We start from the raw sequence: 19130 nt of genomic DNA, 5'->3' as shown, positions 1-19130 counted from the left end.
GACATTGCCAAGCCGTCAAACCGGTTTATATTTATTAGCCGAACAATCAAAACTGCTCCCCGACCTCTAAGATTCCAACGGCTTGGAAAGTTTTATTTAGAAAAACCACGCTCTTAGGACGTGAAAGAAGAATAAAACAACAAAATGGACTCTACAATTATCATGATCAACCTGTTCGGCGCCGTGGCTCTGCTGCTGTTCGGCCTCGCGCAGGTAAAGGATGGCGTATCCAGAGCCTTCGGCGCCCGCCTGAGAACAGGTCTGGCGACCGGCACGCGCGGCAGCCTTCGTTCTTTCCTGTCAGGCCTCGTCGCAACCATCGCGCTGCAGAGCTCGACGGCAACGGCACTGATGACGGCCTCCTTCGTCGAGCGTGACCTGATCAAGCCGCGCATGGCGCAGATCGTCCTGCTCGGCGCTAATGTCGGTACCGCGATCACCGCCTGGATCGTGGCAACGGGCATCGAATGGCTCTCTCCTCTCCTGATTCTTGCCGGCATCGTGCTTTGCCGCGGCCGTTCAAGCGCCAGCCAGGGTGGTGGCACAGCGCTGATCGGCATCGGCCTGATGCTGCTGTCGCTGCACCTGCTTGGCCTTGCGACGGAACCGATGCGCGCCTCTCCCGCCCTTGCCGCTTTCATCGGCCTGCTGGACGGCGCCCTGCCCGTGGCGATGATCGTCTCGGCAGCACTTGCCTTCGCATCTTCGTCGAGCCTTGCGGTGGTGGTGCTCATCCTGTCACTCGCCTCGGCCGGCGTGGTTTCCGCAGAACTCGTCATCGTGCTCGTGCTCGGCGCCAATCTCGGCGGCGCAATACCGCCTGTCGTCGCGACATTGTCCGGCCCGGTTTCGGCGCGGCGCGTCACCCTCGGCAATCTCGCCGTCCGCACGCTCGGCTGCCTTATCGCCCTGCCGCTGGCAGGATATGGCGCGGAACTCATTCAAATGCTGCCCTTCGGCCCTGCCAAGCTGCCGGTCGATGCCCATCTTGCCTTCAACCTTCTGCTGGCGGCGCTGGCCTGGCCATTCTCCCGGCCGCTCGCTGCCCTGATGGCCCGGCTGGTGCCGGATCAAGCCGAGCCCGACAGCGCTCCGAAATATCTGGATGCGCAGGAGCTTTCGACGCCGGTCGTGGCGCTGGCCAGCGCTACCCGCGAAGTGCTCGGCGTCGGCGACCTGATCGAGCGCATGCTGATCCGGGTGTCCGAAGCCTTCGAACACGGTGATCCCTCCAAACTTGCCGAGATTCCGCCCTCGAAGAGCGCGTCGACCGGCTGCAGCAGGCGGTGAAGGTCTATCTCTCGAAGCTCGGCCGCGAGGGTCTCAGCGACGAGAACGCCCGCCGCTCGATCGTCGTCATCGATTATGCGATCAACCTCGAACATATGGGCGATATCATCGAGAAGGGCCTAGCGGAGCAGGTGGCGAAGAAGATCTCCCTTGGCCTGAAATTTTCCGAGGACGGTTATCAGGAACTGCGCAAGCTGTTCGACCTGACGATCGACAATCTGCGGGTCGCCCAGACGATCTTCGTCACCCGCGATTTCAATCTCGCGCGTCAGATGATGGAGGTAAAAGTAGAGGTGCGCCGCATGGAAAAGCAGTCTGCCGAGCGCCATCTCGAACGTCTGCGTGACGGCCGCACCGACAGCCTGCAGACGAGTTCGCTCCATCTCGACATGTTGCGCGACCTGAAGCGCATCAACGCCCACATCGTCTCGGTGGCGCATCCGATCATGGATGAAAGCGGCCTGCTGATCGAAAGCCGCGTGCGGGCGACCGCAAAGTGACGGTCAGTCGGCCGAAGGCAGGCGGCGCATGGTGAATTCGATCTGGTCGCCGTCGAGCTGACGCCAACTCTCCACCTCGGTCCAATAGGCGGCTTTCGGATATTCGTCGAACCATTCGCGCGCCTTGGCGCGTGCGTCCATGAGGCCGAGGCAATATGTCTCACGCACGAAATGGTCTTTCTTGCGCGGAGGATTTTCCGCCCGATGTCTCGCTATCCTGCGCTTCAGGCCGTCGAAGGACGGAGGCCCTGGAACTTTTTTCATCAAACTTACCTCCTTGGAAAAGGTAATATCGAAATTCTTGATTTGCGAGTCGAATCTTGGAAGCGCACGGACGGTGATTGGCCACGCTTGGCGAGATGCAGCACCAACTGCTAATTATGGCGTGCAATCAACAATGAGCGAGTCGCCTCCGAAGGAGATGTCGATCGCCGGAGGCGCAAATGGAACGACCTGAACTGCCGATCGGCTTGCCCGGCGACATCGAAGACAAGAAGGCCGCTGCCCGCAATTGGTTCGAGGGATTGCGCGATACGATCTGCGCCTCCTTCGAGGCCATCGAGGATGAGCTGGAAGGGCCGCTTTCCGACCAGCAGCCTGGCCGCTTCGTCGCCAAGGACTGGTCACGCGAAAACGGCGCCGGCGGCGGTGGCCGAATGTCGATGATGGAAGGCCGCGTCTTCGAGAAGGTCGGCGTCCACACCTCCACAGTCCACGGCGAGTTCTCTCCGGATTTCCGTGGCCAGATACCTGGCGCCAAGGACGATCCGCGTTTCTGGGCCTCGGGCATTTCCCTGATCGCTCATCCCGTCAACCCAAACGTTCCGGCGGTGCATATGAACACCCGCATGGTGGTCACATCAAGCCACTGGTTCGGCGGCGGAGCCGACCTGACGCCGGTGCTGTCGCGCCGCCGCACGCAGGAGGATGAGGATAGCCAGCTTTTCCACAAGGCCATGGAGATCGCCTGCCGCAATCATGCCGTCGCCGATTACGATGCCTACAAGGCCTGGTGCGACGAATATTTCTTCCTGAAACACCGCAACGAGGCCCGCGGCATCGGCGGCATCTTCTACGACTGGCTGCATTCGAGCGAGGAAGCCGGCGGCTGGGATGCCGATTTCGCCTTCACGCGCGATGTCGGCCGGGCCTTCTCCATGGTCTATCCAAAGATCGTCCGCTCCAATTTCAATAAATTGTGGACGGAGGCCGACCGCGACGAACAATTGATCCGCCGGGGCCGCTACGTCGAATTCAATCTGCTGTATGATCGCGGCACGATCTTCGGCCTGAAGACCGGCGGCAACGTTGAATCCATTCTCTCATCGTTGCCCCCCGTCGTCCGCTGGCCATGAAACTGTGAGATCTCGTCGATAAATTCGAGTTGATAGACCTTCACGAAAACTCAGTGCGTCCTAACTTTATGTGTATGTGCGTAACAATCGGAGGAGGATTGTCATGACGATACAAGGTGGCTCGCCTGCGTCCACGGATGTCCAGGAAACATCCCGCGCGATCGACACGCCTGAGTTTTTAACGCGCATCGCGGAGAAACTGCGGGCCAAGAGCGGCTCGGATCTGCCGCTGTCCTGCTTCGTCGAGCAGGTCAAGCTGCAACTGGCCAGCGGAAAGTCGCCGGAACAGCTGCAGAATGAAGCAGCGGCCGCCAACAGCAACATGCCCCGCCATCTCTTGGATACCTACAAAGCCTGGGCGATGCCCGACTGACTTTGCCTTTGCTGGCCGGCATGTCGATGCCGGCCGGAACCTTCCCTCCCCCCGCACATTCATAAACCGCGTACGATCGCGACCGTCATTGTGTTTCGAACAGAGGAGAAGATCATGCGACTTTTCGAATGCGGCACTCTCGTTCCGGGCTGCGCCTGGCATACAAGGGCGGATAGCGACGCCGAGGTGGTCCGCCGTGCCGTCGAGCACCTGAAAAATGCTCACGGCGAAACCACGATCCGCGAAAACATGGTGGATAATATCAAGGCTCGCATCCGCGACGAGGTGAACGCAGCCTGATTATTGCACGCGCTCCTGCAGCCGGGCGAGCAGCGCCGCCCGGTCGGAAACGAAATTTTCCTCCACCCACTGGTTTTCCAGAGCGGCAAGCAGCTCGCCGACACGCGGACCGGACGCGATTCCCGCCGAAATCACATCGCCGCCGTTCAGCGGAAACTGCGGTTTCTTCCAGTGCATTGCCTTGTCCAGCAGCTTGATGAGCCGCGCCGACCGCGCCATCTCGTCGAAATCACCTTCGGCCTTGCCGCGCGCAACCGCAAGCGCCAGCTTCAGCCGCGTCGTGATGCCGTCGGCGCCGTTGCGGTAAAGCAGCCGTTCGAAGGCGGCCGGCGACATATCGTCGTTAACAGGCGCTGCCGTTGCCCAGGCCTTGAGGGTGGCCGTCTCCGCATTCGAGAGCTTGAGCCGGGCTGCAAGCAGCTCCATGCGCGCAGCATCCGGCGGCACGATCGCCGCAAGGCGCAGCAGTGGATCGGGCGTCCAGCCGAGCGCCTTTTCGGTGGTAATCAGCGAAGGGATTGCATCGATCCCCCATCGTTCCGACTCCGGCAGGATTTCCGTCAGCACCGCCACCTGCCGCATCCAAAGCAGCGCCCGGCCGGGATCGCCGGCGCCAAGCAGCTTTCTGAGTTCAGACCAGACGCGCTCTGCCGAAAGCGTCTTCAGTTTCGAACGTGCGAGGGAACATGCCTTCAGCCCTTCGGCATCCGGCCGTCCGGAACCGTAATAGGCAAAGAAGCGGAAGAAACGCAGGATGCGCAGATGGTCCTCGGCAATTCGCCTTGCAGGATCGCCGATGAAGCGGATGTTTCGCGTCTCAATGTCGGCAAGTCCGCCAACGAGATCCACCACCTCGCCCTCGGCATCGGCATAAAGCGCGTTGATCGTCAGATCCCGCCGTTCGGCATCTGCCTTCCAGTCAGTGCTGAAGGCAACCTTGGCATGCCGCCCGTCGGTCTCGACATCGGTGCGAAGAGTCGTCACCTCGAAAGGTTTGCCGTCGATGACGAGCGTCACCGTGCCGTGCTCCAGGCCGGTTGGGACTGCCTTGATGCCAGCCGCCGCCGCCCGCTCCATCACCGCCTCCGGTCTGAGTGTCGTAGCGATGTCGACATCATTGACCGGCAGGCCCATCAGGCTGTTGCGCACCGCACCGCCAACCACCCGCCCTTCCCCGCCATCGGCGTTGAGAAGCGCTAGGATCCGACCGAGGGCCGGATCGCGGAACCATGCTTGGTCGGCAAGGCCGGTCATGCATAAAGCCTTTCGTAAAGCGTACGGACGATGCCGGCGGTGATGCCCCAGATCATTCTGGTTTCATAAGGCATGCGGTAGAAATGCCGGTCGATGCCGTCGATGACACGTCTGTCGCGGGTGTGATTGGCAGGATCCATCAGGAAGGAAAGCGGCACCTCGAACACGTCGTCCACCTCGGTCGGGTTCAGCGTCAGCGCAAAGCCCGGCGTGACGACGCCGAGCACCGGCGTGATGCGGAAGCCCGTCGAGGCAAGGTAATTCGGCAGTCGTCCGACGGTTTCGACGAAAGAACCGGCCAGGCCGATCTCCTCCTCCGTCTCACGGATCGCTGCCATTTCGGGCGAGATATCGGCGGGGTCGATCGAGCCGCCGGGAAAGGCGATCTGCCCGGAATGCTTGCGCAGCGTCGTCGTGCGCTTGGTGAAGATCACATACGCCTCCTCGCCGTCATCGACGACGGGCACGAGCACGGCGGCGTCGCGCAGCTTGAAGGTCTCGACCTCGGCCACGATATCGGGATTGAGGATGTGGTCCCCGTGATCGCGCCAGGCATGGTCGACCGGCCCGCCATTCTGGTTGAGCGCGCGGCGGCGGAATTCGGCTGCGGAAAACAGCGGGTAGCGGTGGGTGATCGCATCATTCATCGGCAAAGAGCATCCAGTTCGTCGGCCGGCATAATCGGGAAGACTTCGCCGGCGGAGCGTATCGCAAACATCGTCTGCCCCTCCACCTTGAAAGTCTCGCCGAGCGCGACCAGTTCATACATCACTGCACGCGATACCAGCGCCTCCAGCCGCCCGCGCACATGCAGATAGGGTTTTAATTCGGCATTCTCGCCCGCAATGGCAAAGCGCAGCCGATGCTCTCCTCCCGCCTCCACGACATCGCCGACATTGGTACGAAAAGTCAGCACCTGTTGGCCTTGCCCCTCCGTCACGCTCATCTCCACGGCGATGAAAGGCGCGTCGACGACCCTTATACCGACCTTTTCCACAGGAGTTACGAGATAGGTCTTCTGGTCGTCGTCTTTCCTCAAAACCGTCGAGAACAGCCGCACCAGCGCCGGTCGGCCGATCGGCGTGCCCATGTAGAACCAGGTGCCGTCCGCCCGGATTTCCATGTCGATATCGCCGCAGAAAGGCGGATTCCACCGTTCGACTGGCGGTAATCCTCGTTTTTTGCCGGCATTTTCCTCAGAGGCACGCAAAATCAGCGCGGCAAGTCCCGCCGCATCCGCCTGTCCGCTGATTTCCTCGGCTGCCATTCTTCCGTCCCGGTTTGTCCTTAACGAAGTAAAGTCACGAGATAGTCATTCGTAACGAACTTGTCAGCCCGTCACATCTCCATAACTCTATCGGGTATGAGGCACATGTATAAGTCCGCCGATTCGCTGCCGAATGATTTCAGCCGTTGGAGATGCCCGTGGGTATGATGAAGACCGAAGCCAGCCTCGATGAAAAGGCGATCGTCGCCGCCGCCGAAAAAGCGCTCTCCGATATCGCCGCCATCCGCGGGGAAGTCTCGAAGGTGATCTTCGGTCAGGAAAGCGTCGTCGAGAACACCATTCTCGCCGTGCTGTCCGGCGGTCATGCCCTGCTCGTCGGCGTTCCCGGCCTTGCCAAGACCAGACTGGTGACGACGCTCGGCGAGGTGCTCGGCCTTGCCGCCAACCGCATCCAGTTCACGCCCGATCTGATGCCCTCGGATATTCTCGGCTCCGAGGTGATGGACCAGGACGACAGTGGACGCCGCTCCTTCCGTTTCGTCAAGGGTCCGGTCTTCGCCCAGCTCCTGATGGCCGACGAGATCAACCGCGCCTCACCGCGTACCCAGTCGGCCCTTCTGCAATCCATGCAGGAATATCACATCACGATCGCCGGCCAGCGCTATGACCTGCCCGCGCCCTTCCATGTGCTTGCCACCCAGAACCCGCTCGAGCAAGAAGGCACCTATCCTCTGCCCGAAGCCCAGCTCGACCGCTTCCTGCTGCAAGTCGATGTCAACTACCCCGAACTTGCGGCCGAGCGCCAGATCCTGCTCGAGACGACGGGCTTGGGCGAAACCCGGCCGGAAGCCATCATCGATGCGCAGCGGCTGATCGAAATCCAGACCCTGGTGCGGCAGATGCCGGTGAGCGGCACGGTTGTCGATGCCATCCTGGCGCTGGTACGCTCCGCCCGCCCAGGACAGGGCAATGCCTCGACCGACAAGAACGTCGCCTGGGGTCCAGGCCCGCGCGCCGGCCAGGCGATGATGCTCTGCGCGCGTGCCCGCGCGCTCTACGAAGGCCGTCTCGCACCGTCTCTGGACGATATCTTCGCGCTCGCCGAACCCATTCTCCAGCATCGCATGGCGCTGACTTTCGCCGCCCGCGCCGAAGGCATGTCGGTGCGCGATGTCATCGCCGGACTGGTCAAGCAGGCAAAGGGATAAGGAAGCCGGACGCGTGGCATCTATCGGACAGATCGTCAATCCGACACCCGGCAGCGATGCCCTTTCCCGCGCCAGGCAGCGGGCCGCGTTGGTGCCGGACTGCCTGGTGGAAGCCAAGCGCATCGCCAACACTGTGATCGCCGGCTGGCATGGTCGCCGCAAGCGCGGCATCGGCGAGAATTTCTGGCAGTTTCGCCCTTATGCCGAAGGCGAGAGCCTGTCCCGCATCGACTGGCGCCGTTCCGCCCGCGACGACCATACCTACGTGCGCGAGCGCGAGTGGGAGGCCGCGCACACGATCTGGCTCTGGTGCGACATGTCGCCCTCGATGATGTACAAGTCGAGCTATGGCAGCGTCTCTAAGGAAAGCCGTGCGCTGGTCATCATGCTGGCGCTTGCCGAAATCCTCGCCCGCTCCGGCGAACGCATCGGCTGCCCCGGCATCATGGAACCCGCTTCCGCCCGCAACGCCGCGGAACGCCTCGCAGCCGCGCTCATGCACACACCGCTGACCGGCGGCCTGCCGGAAACGGCGATGATCCGCGGCTGGAGCGACCTCGTCCTCATCGGCGATTTCCTCGACGATGCGCCGGCAATCATGGAACGGCTCGGCCCGCTTGCCCGCCGCGGCCTGCGCGGCCACGTGGTCGAGATATCAGATCCCGCCGAAGAGATATTCCCCTATAGCGGCCGCACCGAATTCACAGATCCGGAGAGCGGCGCCAAGCTTATCTCCGGCCGCGCCGAACATATCCGCGAGGCCTATCGCACCGCCTATCTCGCCCGCAGGGACAGCCTCGGCCAGTCGCTGCGCCATCTCGGCTGGACCTTCGCGAGCCACCGCACCGATCACCTTGCGTCGGAGGCGCTGGTCGCGGTGCACGTGTATCTGTCCGGCATGCCGGCCAAGGCTACGCATGGAGGGCAGCTATGAACGCCCTTCCCTTCGCTTTCGCCTATCCCGCCATTCTAGGCGCGCTCCTTGCCTTGCCCGTCATCTGGTGGCTGCTGCGGCTGACGCCGCCACGTCCGAAGACCGAAGTCTTCCCGCCGCTGAAGATCCTCGCCTCCGTGCTGAAGCGCGAGGAGACGCCGGCGCAAAGCCCGTGGTGGCTGACGCTGCTGCGCATGCTGCTCGCCGCCGCCATCATCCTTGCGATCGCCGATCCGGTTTTCAATCCGCGCACCAGTTCGCTCGCATCAGGTGGCCCGCTCGTCCTCTTCGTCGACAACAGCTGGGCGGCGGCACCGGACTGGGAGCGCCGCATCCAGACCGCCGACGCATTGATAGACGATGCCGAATCCGCCGGCACGCCTGTGTCGATCGCCTTCACCGCCGATCCGACCAACGACGCCGTGCCCGGCACCGCCGCTGCCGCCCGCGACAAGCTGCGCGCCGCCGAGCCACGACCGCTTGTGCCGGACCGCGAACGCGCCTTCCAGGCGCTGCGCGCCGCGATGAATGGCATCAAGCCTGGTACCCTCGCCTTCCTGACCGACGGCGCCGCCGCCAAGCCAGACGACCCGACGGTGCGCAGGCTCGCCGAACTCCAGCCCGCCGATCTGCGCCTGATCGAAGGCGATGCCGCGCGGACAGTGGCGATCACCGCCGCCAACAATGCGGCAGACGCCATGACCGTAAAGGTCACTCGGCTCAATACCTCGCATGCCGCATCCGTGGCGTTGAACGCCGTCGATACCCAGGGCCGCTCGATCGCCAACGGTAGGGTGGACTTCCGCCCCGGCCAGAGCGTCGCGACGAGTTCGATCACCGCACCCTTCGAGATGCGCAACGATTTCGCAGGCGTCAGCGTCGACAACGGTGCCACCGCAGGCGCCGTCCACCTTCTCGACGATGCATTCAAGCGCCGTCGCGTCGTCTTGCTGTCGGGCGAAGGAGGGGATGAGTTCCAGCCGCTGCTCTCGCCGCTCTATTATATCCAGCGAGCGCTGCAGCCCTACGCGGATCTGATCCAACCCGCCGATTCCGATCTTTCGGTCGCAATACCAAAACTTCTCGCCAGCAATCCCTCCATCATCATCATGGCCGATATCGGCCGGCTGCCGGAGGAGACCTACGAGCCTCTGACGCGCTGGATATCGAATGGCGGCATGCTCCTGCGTTTTGCCGGCCCGCGCATGGCGGCAGCCCCTGCGGACGATCCGCTGATCCCCGTCATCCTGCGCCAGGGAGAACGGGCGCTGGGCGGCACTTTGTCCTGGAGCGAGCCGCAGTCACTTGCCGAATTTCCAAGTTTCGGACCTTTCGCCCGAATAGCGCGTCCTGCCGATGTCGTCGTCAAGCGGCAGGTGCTTGCCGAACCGACACCCGATCTTGCCGAACGCACCTGGGCGAACCTGGCTGACGGCACGCCGCTCGTGACGATGAAGCAGCTCGCATCCGGCCAGATCGTCCTGTTTCACGTCACCGCGGAAGCAACCTGGTCCAATCTGCCGATCTCAGGCACTTTCGTCGACATGCTGCGTCACCTCCTGCAGATATCGCGCTCGGGCGGCGTGACTTCGGAAGCGCGCGGCAATGCGCGTGTCTCCGAAACCCTGCCGCCATTCCGTATGCTGACGGCCAAGGGCACGCTCGTCTCCGAGACGGGTTCGGCGCGGCCGCTCATCCCGCAAGCCGGAGCCGAACCGACGGCGAATTTCGACAACCCGCCCGGGCTCTACGGTTCGGAGGACGGTTTCACCTCCCTGAACGTGCTGCCCGAGAACGCCGAACTGACGCCGCTCGACACAACAGGGACCAATGCCGTGCGCGAAGGCCTGATCGGCGGCGAAAGCTGGTCGGCAAAACCCGCACTCTTTCTCGCAGCCTTTCTGCTGCTCTTGGCCGATAGCCTGATCGTTCTGTTCATGAATGGCGCATTCTCGCGATTGCGCCCGGCTGTCCGCACCACAGCGATGATCGCGGTCGCCGTCGGCGCCGGCTTTCTCATCCAACCCGGCACGCTTCACGCCGACGACTCCCGGCCCGGCGACGACCTCATCTTGCAGAGGCTTGATAATACACACCTCGCCTATGTCGTTACCGGCGAACAGGAGGTAGACAATATATCCGAGCGCGGTCTCGAGGGACTGACCCAGTTCCTGACTTTTCGCACGACGCTGGAGCCGGCACCGCCCGTGGGCATCGACCTCACCAAAGACGAGCTCTCCTTCTATCCGATCATCTATTGGCCGGTTTCGGCGACTGCGCCGATGCCGTCGACGGCAGCGATCAGCCGTATCGACGCCTATATGCGCAATGGCGGCACTGTGCTTTTCGATACGCGCGATCAGATCAGCGCATTGGACAATGGCGGCAATGTCAGCGCCAACGGAGAGAGGCTGCAGACAATCCTCGCCAATCTCGATATTCCGGCGCTCGAACCGGTACCATCAGACCATGTGCTGACGAAGTCCTTCTATCTCCTGTCGAGCTTTCCCGGTCGTTATACCGGCAGCCCGCTTTGGATCGAGTCCCGGCAGGGCGGTCAGGGGCCGAGCGAAAAATCGGCGGCGACAGCCGACGGCGTTTCGCCGATCCTGATCACCGGCAATGATTTCGCCGGCGCTTGGGCGATCGACGACAATGGCGTACCGATGCTGCCAACCGTGCCGTCGGATGAAACGCAGCGCGAATATGCCTACCGTTCCGGTGTCAACATCATGATGTATATGCTGACCGGCAACTACAAGACCGACCAGGTCCATGTTCCCGACCTCCTCGAACGGTTAGGACAATGAGATGACGTTCGACTTTTCGCCCTTCCTGCCTTGGCCTGTTTTGGCCGCATTGGCTGCCGTCAGCACGATCGTCGCCGTCTTCGCGATCTGGCGCGGCATCCGCGGCGCCTGGATCAGAACGCTGGCAGCACTCGCCATGTTGACCGCGCTTGCCAATCCTGTGCTCCTGCAGGAAGACAGGGATCAGTTGTCGACGATCGTCCCCGTTCTTGTCGATCGAAGCCAGAGCCAGCAGACGCCCGATCGCGTCAAGATGACCGACGATGCGCTTGCTGCCCTCAAAGGACAGCTCGCCCGCTTCCCCCAGATAGAGCCCCGCTTCGTCGATGTCGAAGGCGACGTCAATTCCGACGTGCCGTCCACGCGCCTGTTCGACGCGCTGTCGGCCAACATTGCCGATGTCCCGCCCGCCCGTATCGGCGGCGCCATCATGCTGACCGACGGTGAAGTCCATGATGTTCCGGCCGCCAATCAGGCGCTCGGTTTCGACGCGCCGATCCATGGTCTCGTAACCGGCAAGGCCAACGAATTCGATCGCCGCATCGAAGTCATCAAGGGGCCGCGCTTCGGCATCGTCAACGAAGAGCAGCAGGTAATCTTGCGCGTCTTCGACGACGGTCCGAGCCCCGGCGGCACGGCCGATGTCACGGTGAAGCTGAATGGTGACGAGATCGCCACCCTGCAGGCGACACCCGGGCAGGATACGCCCTTCTCCTTCAAGGTGCCGGGTGGCGGCAGCAATGTGCTCGAATTCTCGGTCGCAGCCCTTCCCGGCGAAGTCACCACCGCCAACAACCGTGCCGTCCACGTCATCGACGGCATCCGCCAGAATCTCCGCGTCCTGCTCGTTTCCGGCGAGCCGCATGCCGGCGAGCGCGCCTGGCGCAACCTGCTGAAATCCGATGCGTCGGTCGATCTCGTCCACTTCACCATCCTGCGTCCGCCGGAAAAACAGGACGGAACGCCGATCAACGAGCTGTCGCTGATCGCCTTCCCGACGCGTGAGCTCTTCGTCGACAAGATCAAGGATTTCGACCTGATCATCTTTGATCGCTACCAACACCGCGGCGTGCTGCCGCTGCTCTATTACGATTACATCACGCAATATGTCGACAACGGCGGCGCGCTGCTGATCGCCGCCGGTCCCGAGCACGCTGGCCCCGATTCCATTGCACTGACGCCACTTTCCTCGGTCCTGCCGGCAACGCCGACTGGAGAGATGATCGAAAAGGCCTTCTATCCCCGCCTCTCCGAGGAAGGCCGCAAACATCCCGTCACGCGCGGCCTTGACGGGTCGGGCGAGGACCCGCCGCATTGGGGCCGCTGGTTCCGCAGCGTCGATGTCGACCGGCCGCAGGGCGAGACGATCATGCTCGGCGCCGACAATCACCCGCTGCTGGTTCTGAACCGGGCTGGTCAGGGCCGCGTCGCCATGCTGCTTTCCGATCAGGGCTGGCTCTGGGCGCGCGGCTTCGAAGGCGGCGGTCCGAACGTTTCGCTCTATCGCCGTATCGCCCATTGGCTGATGAAGGAGCCGGCGCTCGAGGAAGAAGCGCTGACGGCGCGCGCCTCCGGCCGGACCCTTGAGATCACGCGCCAGACGATCGGCGACAATCCCGGCAACGCCACCGTGCGTTATCCTTCCGGCAAGACCGAAACTCTGCCGCTTACCCAGTCCGAACCGGGCCTCTACAAGGCCGAGAAGAGGATGGACGAAATCGGTCTCTTCGAAATTCGCAACGGCAATCTGTCGACGCTTGTCCATATCGGCGCCGTCGATGCACCGGAATTCAAGGCGATGATCTCGACGACCGATTTGCTGAAACCGGTCGCCGACAGAAGCAAGGGTCTCGTCGCCCGCGTCTCCAATGCAAATGGCGCGATCTCGGTGCCGCCGATCCTGCCGGTGCGCGGCCAGGTGCGCGTCTCCGACAACGATCGCATGATGATCCGCATGACCAGCGAGACCGTCTTGAAGGGCATCAACACGCTGCCGCTCTTTGCCGGTTTCGCCGGCGTCGGCATCCTGCTGCTCGCCTTCGGCGCCATGTGGTGGCGCGAAGGGCGGTAATCTCATGCCGGAATTCGAGCTCACCGCCGCGCCCTCGACAGAAGAGCTCGCGGCAATCACCGACGCGCTCTCGGCGTTCAACAACAGCGATGTCGGCCCCTCGGATCGCCGGCCGCTTGCGGTCCTCATCCGCGATACCGACGGCAAGGTGACGGGCGGTCTTTCCGGTTTTACCGCCTGGGGCTGGCTTTTCACCCAGATGCTCTACATTCCCGACACACTGCGCGGCACCGGTATATCAGGCAATATCCTCGCAAAGGCGGAAGAAGAGGCGAGAGCCCGGGGATGCCGCGGCGCTTGGATCGACACGTTCAACCCGCGGGCTCTGCGCGCCTACCTCAGCCAGGGTTATGAGGTCTTCGGGGAGCTTGAGGATTTCCCGGAAGGCCGCACGCGCAGCTTCCTCCGGAAAAGTCTCTAGAGCGTATCCGGATTTAGTTGAATCGGAAGGGATTCCGTTTTTGTGTGTTTTGTGATTCAAGATGCTGGCTGGAGTGGAGGCCAGCATCGAATGACGCGACCTCTTTCCAATGATCTTCGTGAGCGTGTTGTTGCTGCAATCGAAGCCGGTGAGAGCTGCCGGTCGGTTGCGGCGCGGTTCGGTATTGCCGTGTCTTCAGCGGTAAAGTGGTCGCAGCGTTATCGTTCGAGCGGATCTGTCGCGCCTGGGAAGATGGGCGGCCACCGCAAGCGGGTTCTGGAGCCGCATCGGGCGTTTATCGTGGAGCGGATCAACCAGACGCCGCATGTGTCACTGCACAGGTTGAAGGAAGAGCTGGCCGCGCGAGGGGTGAAGGTATCCCACGATACGGTATGGCAGTTCCTGCGGCGTGAGGGATTGCGGTTCAAAAAAAACACTGTTCGCCCTTGAGCAGGCGCGCGCTGACGTCGCGCGACGGCGACAGCGCTGGCGATCCTGGCAGGCTGGCCTCGATCCAAGACGGCTGGTCTTCATCGATGAAACCTGGATCAAGACCAACATGGCGCCGCTTCGAGGGTGGGGGCCGAAGGGCAAACGCCTGCGCAGCTTCGCGCCGCACGGACATTGGCGCACCCTGACTTTCCTCGGCGCGTTGCGCTGCGATCGGCTTACCGCACCCTGTGTCTTCGATGGACCGATCAACGGTGAGTGCTTTCGCGCCTATGTCGAGCAGCAACTCGTACCGGTGCTCAAACCCGGCGACATCGTCGTGATGGATAATCTCGGCTCCCACAAGTCGGCCGCCATCCGTCAGATGATCCGCAACGCTGGTGCTCGGCTCTGGTACTTGCCGCCATACTCCCCCGACCTCAATCCGATCGAACAGGCTTTCGCCAAAATCAAGCACTGGATGCGCCTGGCTCAGAAGCGAACCATCGATGACACCTGGCGCCACATCGGACACCTCGTCACAACCATCGAGCCCAGCGAATGCAGCAACTACTTCGACAATGCCGGATACGCTTCCGTCAAAACCTGAAACGCTCTAGAGCACTTTCCGTTTTTCGTCGAACCACGAAAGTGCTCTATCTCTTTGTTTTCACGCAATTCTGGACGCTGTGCACTTTTGCTGGAATTGCTCTGGCGCATCGGCCCGAAAGCCGGAATCGATTTTCGGAAAGCACGATGCGTAGAGTCAAAGTGTTAGAGCGTCCTTTGTGCGTCCGAAAGGACGCGTAGCGCTCTAAATCATTCACGCCAAGCGATCGTGCCCTTCAGCCGCGCCTGCACGCCGTCGGCAATCGGAACGACAAGCACACGACCGGGATCGACCGGGCCTGGAAAAGAAAGCGCATTGTAGGCGACCTTCTCGAAACCGAGCGGGCCGTAATAGGGCGGGTCGCCGACGAGGATGACGGCTTCCGAGCCCTTGCGCCTTGCCGCCTCCACCGCGATCCGCACCAGTTCCCGGCCGATGCCCTTGTTCTTGTGGGAGGGGCGGACGGCGAGCGGGCCAAGCAGATGGCCCTTCACCGTGCCGGCCAGTACCGGCGTCATACGCACGGAGGCGATCGTCTCACCGTTATCGGTGCAGATGAAGGAGAGCGACAGATCATGCGGCCCCTGCTCACGGATGCGCGCGGCAGCGCGCGTGAAGCGGCCCGGACCGAAGGCTTCTTCGTTGATGTGTTCGATGGCGGCGTCATGAGACGCGTCTTCAGTGAGGTAGACGAGATCGTGCTTGTACATGATGACAGAAACCGGATGGACAGATTGATGGGTCTCGAACACGCCTAGGGCGTTCGGGAGCATCAGCGTCGTCGCGGGTTTCTGGAAATGAACATCAGGCAGGGGTCCGAAAATCGTGAAAACGCCGATAGCAGGAAAAATTTCCGCCGTCCAACGCAAAATGCGCGACGTGACGCACTGTTCAATCTTTGTCGCCTGTAAAGCCCTGGCATCTGCGATATCTTCCGTTCCAACACGCAATGAAGGGAATGAAGACCATGGGAATGCTGGTGGATGGCGTCTGGCATGACGTCTGGTACGACACGAAGGAGAGCAAGGGCCATTTCAAGCGGCAGCCCTCGCAGTTCCGCAACTGGGTGACATCGGACGGTGAGGCCGGCCCTTCGGGCAGTGGTGGCTTCAAGGCCGAGGCCGGGCGTTACCATCTCTATGTCTCGCTCGCCTGCCCCTGGGCGCACCGCACGCTGATCTTCCGCAAGCTGAAGAAGCTCGAAGAGCTGATCTCGGTCTCCGTCGTCGATCCGCTGATGCTCGAGAACGGCTGGGAGTTCAAGGTCGGCGGCGGTGCCACCGGCGACCACCTCTTCGACGCCACCACGCTCTGGCAGATCTATGTCAGGGCCGATCCGCGCTATTCCGGCCGCGTCACCGTTCCCGTGCTCTGGGACAAGAAGACCGGCACGATCGTCAACAACGAATCCGCCGAGATCATCCGCATGTTCAATGGCGCCTTCGACGGGCTGACCGGCTCGACAGCCGATTTTTATCCCGAGGACCTTCGCTCCGACATCGATGCGCTGAACGCTATCGTCTACGACACCGTCAACAACGGCGTCTACAAGGCGGGCTTTGCCACCACCCAGCAAGCCTATGAAGAAAACGTCGGCAAGCTGTTCGAAACGCTCGACATGCTCGACGAGCGCCTTGGCAAGGGCCGCTACCTCTTCGGCAACCGCCAGACCGAGGCTGACTGGCGCCTGTTCACCACGTTGGTGCGCTTCGACGCTGTCTATGTCGGCCATTTCAAGTGCAACATCCGCCGCATCGCCGACTACCGCAACCTGCCGGGCTATCTGCGAGACCTGTATCAAACCGCAGGCGTTGCCGAGACGGTGAACCTCAACCACATCAAGCAGCACTATTATCGCAGCCACAAAACGATCAATCCGACCGGCATCGTTCCCGTCGGCCCGGCGCTCGATCTCGACAGTCCGCACGGCCGCACTACAACGCCGCGCGCCTTTTTAGACGTGCAAAGGACGCTGTAGCACTTCGAATTGCTGCAAATTTTATCCCTAAATCGATTCCGATTTAAGAAATTATGCAGTCGCTTGCCGCCGCCTGAGGTTCACCAGCGGTGGTCGGACTCCCGCTCGCCGCGAAGCTCCGCGAGACGGCGATACGTCGCCTTGGTCGTGCCCTCGGGCAAGCTGTCGAGGAAAAAGAAGCCGCTGTCGGATATCTCCCAGTCCGGCGGCCGCGGAGCCGTCTGCTCGACGGTCGCCCGGTAGAAGACGACATGGTCGCGCCTTGTGGTCGTGGTATTGAAATAGACCTGGATCAGCTGCGGCTTGCCGATGATCCTGAGGTTGCCCTCCTCGCGCAATTCCTTGGCAAGCGCTTCCTCGACCGTCTCGTTGCGCTCCAGCCCGCCGCCTGGCATATGCCAGCCGCCGACATAGCTGTGGCGCACGAGAAAGATGCGCCCGTCCGCATCGAAACAAGCGGCCCGCACGCCCACGGTCATGCTGCGGACGAAACTGAAATAGACATGCAGCAGGCGCAATGCCAGCCTCATGTGAAGGGGCCGGTTCTCTTTATCCACTATCACTCCGTTTCAGCTCTTCATCGCGCCCGATGTGTTTGATTTGTCAATAAGCTGGTCTATGTCTCGTAACATGTTCAAGCTCGCGCATATCTCCGACGTCCACCTCGGGCCGCTGCCCAGTCTTTCCGTTCAAGAGCTGTTTTCAAAACGCATAACAGGCTTTGTGAACTGGCATCGAAATCGACGCAAGCACCTTTTCGGCAGCACGTTGGATCTGCTGCTCGACGACATTCGCGCCCACCAGGCCGATCACCTGGCCGTCACCGGCGACCTCGTCAATCTGGCGAGCGGCATTGAGATTCGCGCCGCGGCTGCATGGCTGCGCGCGTTCGGCGATCCCGCGAACACGTCAGTCGTTCCCGGCAATCATGACGCCTATGTACCAGGCGCCTATGAGAAGTCGATGCGCGCCTGGTATGATTATGTCCGCGGCGATCTGGCTCCGCCGCAGTGGCAGGACGACCGCCATATCTTCCCCTATCTGCGTGTTCGCGGCAAAGTCGCGATTGTCGGCTGCTCGACGGCGGTCGCCACTCCTCCCTTCGCCGCCTCCGGCTTTTTCGGCGCGCGACAGGCCCGCGATACTGTCAACATGTTGCGCGCGGCTGGGGAAGCCGGGCTCTTCCGCGTTGTCATGATCCATCATCCGCCAATCCGCGGCGCCACGGCCTTCTACAAACGGATGATCGGCATCCGCCGCTTCGCCGCCGTGATTTCGACGGGCGGCGCCGAACTCGTGCTACACGGTCATACGCACCTGAACACGCTGCATTGGCTGCGCGGCCAGGTGCAGCCGGTGCCGGTCGTCGGCATTGCCTCAGCCTCGCAGGGACCGGGTAGCGTCAAGCCGCCCGCCGCCTACAACCTCTTCTCCATCGACGGCTCTCCCGGCGCCTGGGAGCTCAGCGGCGAGCGCTTCAGCCTCAACAGGGCCGGCGACGCGGTGATGCCGGAAAGTGCCGATATTTTCGCGCCTTAGCGTCACTTCTGAACGCTTTTTATGCAGCACTTGAATCGATCTGCGAGGACATCGGGCCACCGTCGCAACATTTGCCATGGAGGTTGCTTACCCTCTTGGTATTTTTAGTGGTAAGCGTACAATCCGAGCAACTGCATTGCCTGAGAATGGAGCGCGCCGATGACTTCTTCTTTCCGTTACCTGTCCAGACTTTCGCTCGCCGCCGGCTTTGCCTTCGGCATCGCCACGGCCGCTTTTGCGGCCGGCGACAGCAACGATGACACCAATCCGCCGCCGAAGACCCAGACGACCAAGACCTGCACCGGCGGCAAGGTCTGGGACAAGGCCAAGAAAGAATGTGTCAACCCGAAGAAGAGCAGCTTCAATGACGACGATCTCTATCAGTTCGCCCGCGAGTTTGCATATGCCGGGCAGTATGACAACGCAATCACGGTGCTCAATCTCGCTCGCAACCAGAACGACCCGCGCGTCCTGAACTATCTCGGTTACGCCAATCGCAAGGCCGGCCGCATGGAGCTCGGCATGTCCTACTACCGCAAGGCGCTGCAGGCGGATGAGAATTATATCCTCGCCCGCTCCTATATGGGCATGGCGCTGGTGGAACAGGGAGACATCCAGGGCGCCCGCGTCCAGCTTGTCGAAATCCGTGATCGCGGCGGCGAAGGCACCTGGGCCTATCGCTCCCTGCTGCAAAGCTTGAACGGCTACAAGACATATTGACGCAAGCTTTGCGGGCCACAATACGAAAATCTCTCGGGAAAGAGGGATGAAGACGACCGGATGCTTGCGAAGTGCAGGAGACTTGTTTCATAAAGCTCATGCATCGACAG

General features: G+C 61.9%; 18 protein-coding genes and 1 pseudogene. 13 read left to right on the top strand and 6 right to left on the bottom strand.

The annotated features are described in order from the left end of the window. Window positions 1-144 precede the first annotated feature (144 nt). A pseudogene (locus ACS4RR_RS09295) lies at window positions 145-1790 on the top strand (Na/Pi cotransporter family protein). 3 nt (window positions 1791-1793) lie between these two features. Here the strand turns inward: ACS4RR_RS09295 and ACS4RR_RS09290 are convergent. Beyond that, window positions 1794-2054, bottom strand: a complete 261-nt coding sequence (locus ACS4RR_RS09290; RefSeq protein ID WP_017965345.1) for a hypothetical protein — start codon at window positions 2052-2054, stop codon at window positions 1794-1796. Between the two features lie 179 nt (window positions 2055-2233). Between ACS4RR_RS09290 and hemF the strand changes: the two genes are divergently transcribed. The 3 genes from hemF (at window position 2234) to ACS4RR_RS09275 (ending at window position 3818) form a co-directional block, all read left to right on the top strand. After that, on the top strand, window positions 2234-3145 hold the full coding sequence (gene hemF / locus ACS4RR_RS09285; RefSeq protein ID WP_260109155.1) for an oxygen-dependent coproporphyrinogen oxidase: 912 nt from the start codon (window positions 2234-2236) through the stop codon (window positions 3143-3145). Between the two features lie 103 nt (window positions 3146-3248). Next, on the top strand, window positions 3249-3518 hold the full coding sequence (locus tag ACS4RR_RS09280; protein WP_017965347.1) for a hypothetical protein: 270 nt from the start codon (window positions 3249-3251) through the stop codon (window positions 3516-3518). A gap of 114 nt (window positions 3519-3632) precedes the next feature. After that, window positions 3633-3818, top strand: a complete 186-nt coding sequence (locus ACS4RR_RS09275; RefSeq protein WP_003565542.1) for a DUF1059 domain-containing protein — start codon at window positions 3633-3635, stop codon at window positions 3816-3818. On the opposite strand, the gene ACS4RR_RS09270 is transcribed toward ACS4RR_RS09275, so the two are convergent. Genes ACS4RR_RS09270 through ACS4RR_RS09260 form a run of 3 tightly spaced genes read right to left on the bottom strand, consistent with a single transcriptional unit; the run spans window position 3819 to window position 6339 of the window. Further along, window positions 3819-5072, bottom strand: coding sequence for a CCA tRNA nucleotidyltransferase (locus ACS4RR_RS09270; protein ID WP_260296744.1), 1254 nt, complete (start codon window positions 5070-5072; stop codon window positions 3819-3821). Continuing rightward, window positions 5069-5719 carry a CoA pyrophosphatase gene (locus ACS4RR_RS09265; RefSeq protein ID WP_017965349.1) on the bottom strand — a complete coding sequence of 217 codons (651 nt, stop codon included), beginning with the start codon at window positions 5717-5719 and terminating at the stop codon, window positions 5069-5071. The genes ACS4RR_RS09270 and ACS4RR_RS09265 overlap by 4 nt, the downstream gene beginning before the upstream one ends. Further along, complete coding sequence (locus tag ACS4RR_RS09260; protein ID WP_017965350.1) at window positions 5716-6339, bottom strand: DUF1285 domain-containing protein; 624 nt, start codon at window positions 6337-6339, stop codon at window positions 5716-5718. Before ACS4RR_RS09260 ends, ACS4RR_RS09265 begins: the two co-directional genes overlap by 4 nt. A 158-nt stretch (window positions 6340-6497) precedes the next feature. Between ACS4RR_RS09260 and ACS4RR_RS09255 the strand changes: the two genes are divergently transcribed. The 6 genes from ACS4RR_RS09255 (at window position 6498) to ACS4RR_RS09230 (ending at window position 14783) form a co-directional block, all read left to right on the top strand. Continuing rightward, the gene (locus tag ACS4RR_RS09255) at window positions 6498-7508 is read left to right on the top strand and encodes an AAA family ATPase (RefSeq protein WP_017965351.1); all 1011 of its coding nucleotides are present in this window, start codon (window positions 6498-6500) and stop codon (window positions 7506-7508) included. 13 nt (window positions 7509-7521) lie between these two features. Beyond that, the gene (locus ACS4RR_RS09250) at window positions 7522-8442 is read left to right on the top strand and encodes a DUF58 domain-containing protein (RefSeq protein WP_162116506.1); all 921 of its coding nucleotides are present in this window, start codon (window positions 7522-7524) and stop codon (window positions 8440-8442) included. Then, the gene (locus ACS4RR_RS09245) at window positions 8439-11252 is read left to right on the top strand and encodes a DUF4159 domain-containing protein (protein WP_456189994.1); all 2814 of its coding nucleotides are present in this window, start codon (window positions 8439-8441) and stop codon (window positions 11250-11252) included. Before ACS4RR_RS09250 ends, ACS4RR_RS09245 begins: the two co-directional genes overlap by 4 nt. A 1-nt stretch (window position 11253) precedes the next feature. After that, window positions 11254-13323 (top strand): hypothetical protein, encoded by a 2070-nt coding sequence (locus tag ACS4RR_RS09240; protein ID WP_260109158.1) that lies wholly within the window; start codon window positions 11254-11256, stop codon window positions 13321-13323. A 4-nt stretch (window positions 13324-13327) separates the two neighbouring features. Next, complete coding sequence (locus ACS4RR_RS09235) at window positions 13328-13744, top strand: GNAT family N-acetyltransferase (protein WP_260109159.1); 417 nt, start codon at window positions 13328-13330, stop codon at window positions 13742-13744. Between the two features lie 90 nt (window positions 13745-13834). Then, a protein-coding gene (locus tag ACS4RR_RS09230) for an IS630 family transposase (RefSeq protein WP_260109160.1) occupies window positions 13835-14783 on the top strand; the annotation gives its coding sequence in 2 pieces (ribosomal slippage) (window positions 13835-14170 and window positions 14172-14783; 948 coding nt in all). Between the two features lie 209 nt (window positions 14784-14992). Here ACS4RR_RS09230 and ACS4RR_RS09225 read toward each other — a convergent pair. Beyond that, window positions 14993-15556 (bottom strand): GNAT family N-acetyltransferase, encoded by a 564-nt coding sequence (locus ACS4RR_RS09225; protein ID WP_162116502.1) that lies wholly within the window; start codon window positions 15554-15556, stop codon window positions 14993-14995. Between the two features lie 194 nt (window positions 15557-15750). Between ACS4RR_RS09225 and ACS4RR_RS09220 the strand changes: the two genes are divergently transcribed. After that, complete coding sequence (locus tag ACS4RR_RS09220; protein WP_026154256.1) at window positions 15751-16761, top strand: glutathione S-transferase family protein; 1011 nt, start codon at window positions 15751-15753, stop codon at window positions 16759-16761. Window positions 16762-16841: 80 nt separating this feature from the next. On the opposite strand, the gene ACS4RR_RS09215 is transcribed toward ACS4RR_RS09220, so the two are convergent. Then, the gene (locus ACS4RR_RS09215; RefSeq protein ID WP_456189993.1) at window positions 16842-17318 is read right to left on the bottom strand and encodes an NUDIX domain-containing protein; all 477 of its coding nucleotides are present in this window, start codon (window positions 17316-17318) and stop codon (window positions 16842-16844) included. Between the two features lie 73 nt (window positions 17319-17391). On the opposite strand from ACS4RR_RS09215, the gene ACS4RR_RS09210 reads away from it, so the two are divergent. Both ACS4RR_RS09210 and ACS4RR_RS09205 read left to right on the top strand, forming a co-directional pair. Then, the gene (locus ACS4RR_RS09210; protein WP_162116574.1) at window positions 17392-18300 is read left to right on the top strand and encodes a metallophosphoesterase family protein; all 909 of its coding nucleotides are present in this window, start codon (window positions 17392-17394) and stop codon (window positions 18298-18300) included. A gap of 159 nt (window positions 18301-18459) precedes the next feature. Beyond that, window positions 18460-19020, top strand: coding sequence for a tetratricopeptide repeat protein (locus tag ACS4RR_RS09205; RefSeq protein WP_064247836.1), 561 nt, complete (start codon window positions 18460-18462; stop codon window positions 19018-19020). The last annotated feature ends 110 nt before the right edge of the window (window positions 19021-19130 follow it).

It is taken from the genome of Rhizobium zaerense, assembly GCF_051810725.1.
GTDB lineage: Bacteria > Pseudomonadota > Alphaproteobacteria > Rhizobiales > Rhizobiaceae > Rhizobium > Rhizobium leguminosarum_I.
This window is presented reverse-complemented; position numbering and strand designations above follow the sequence as displayed.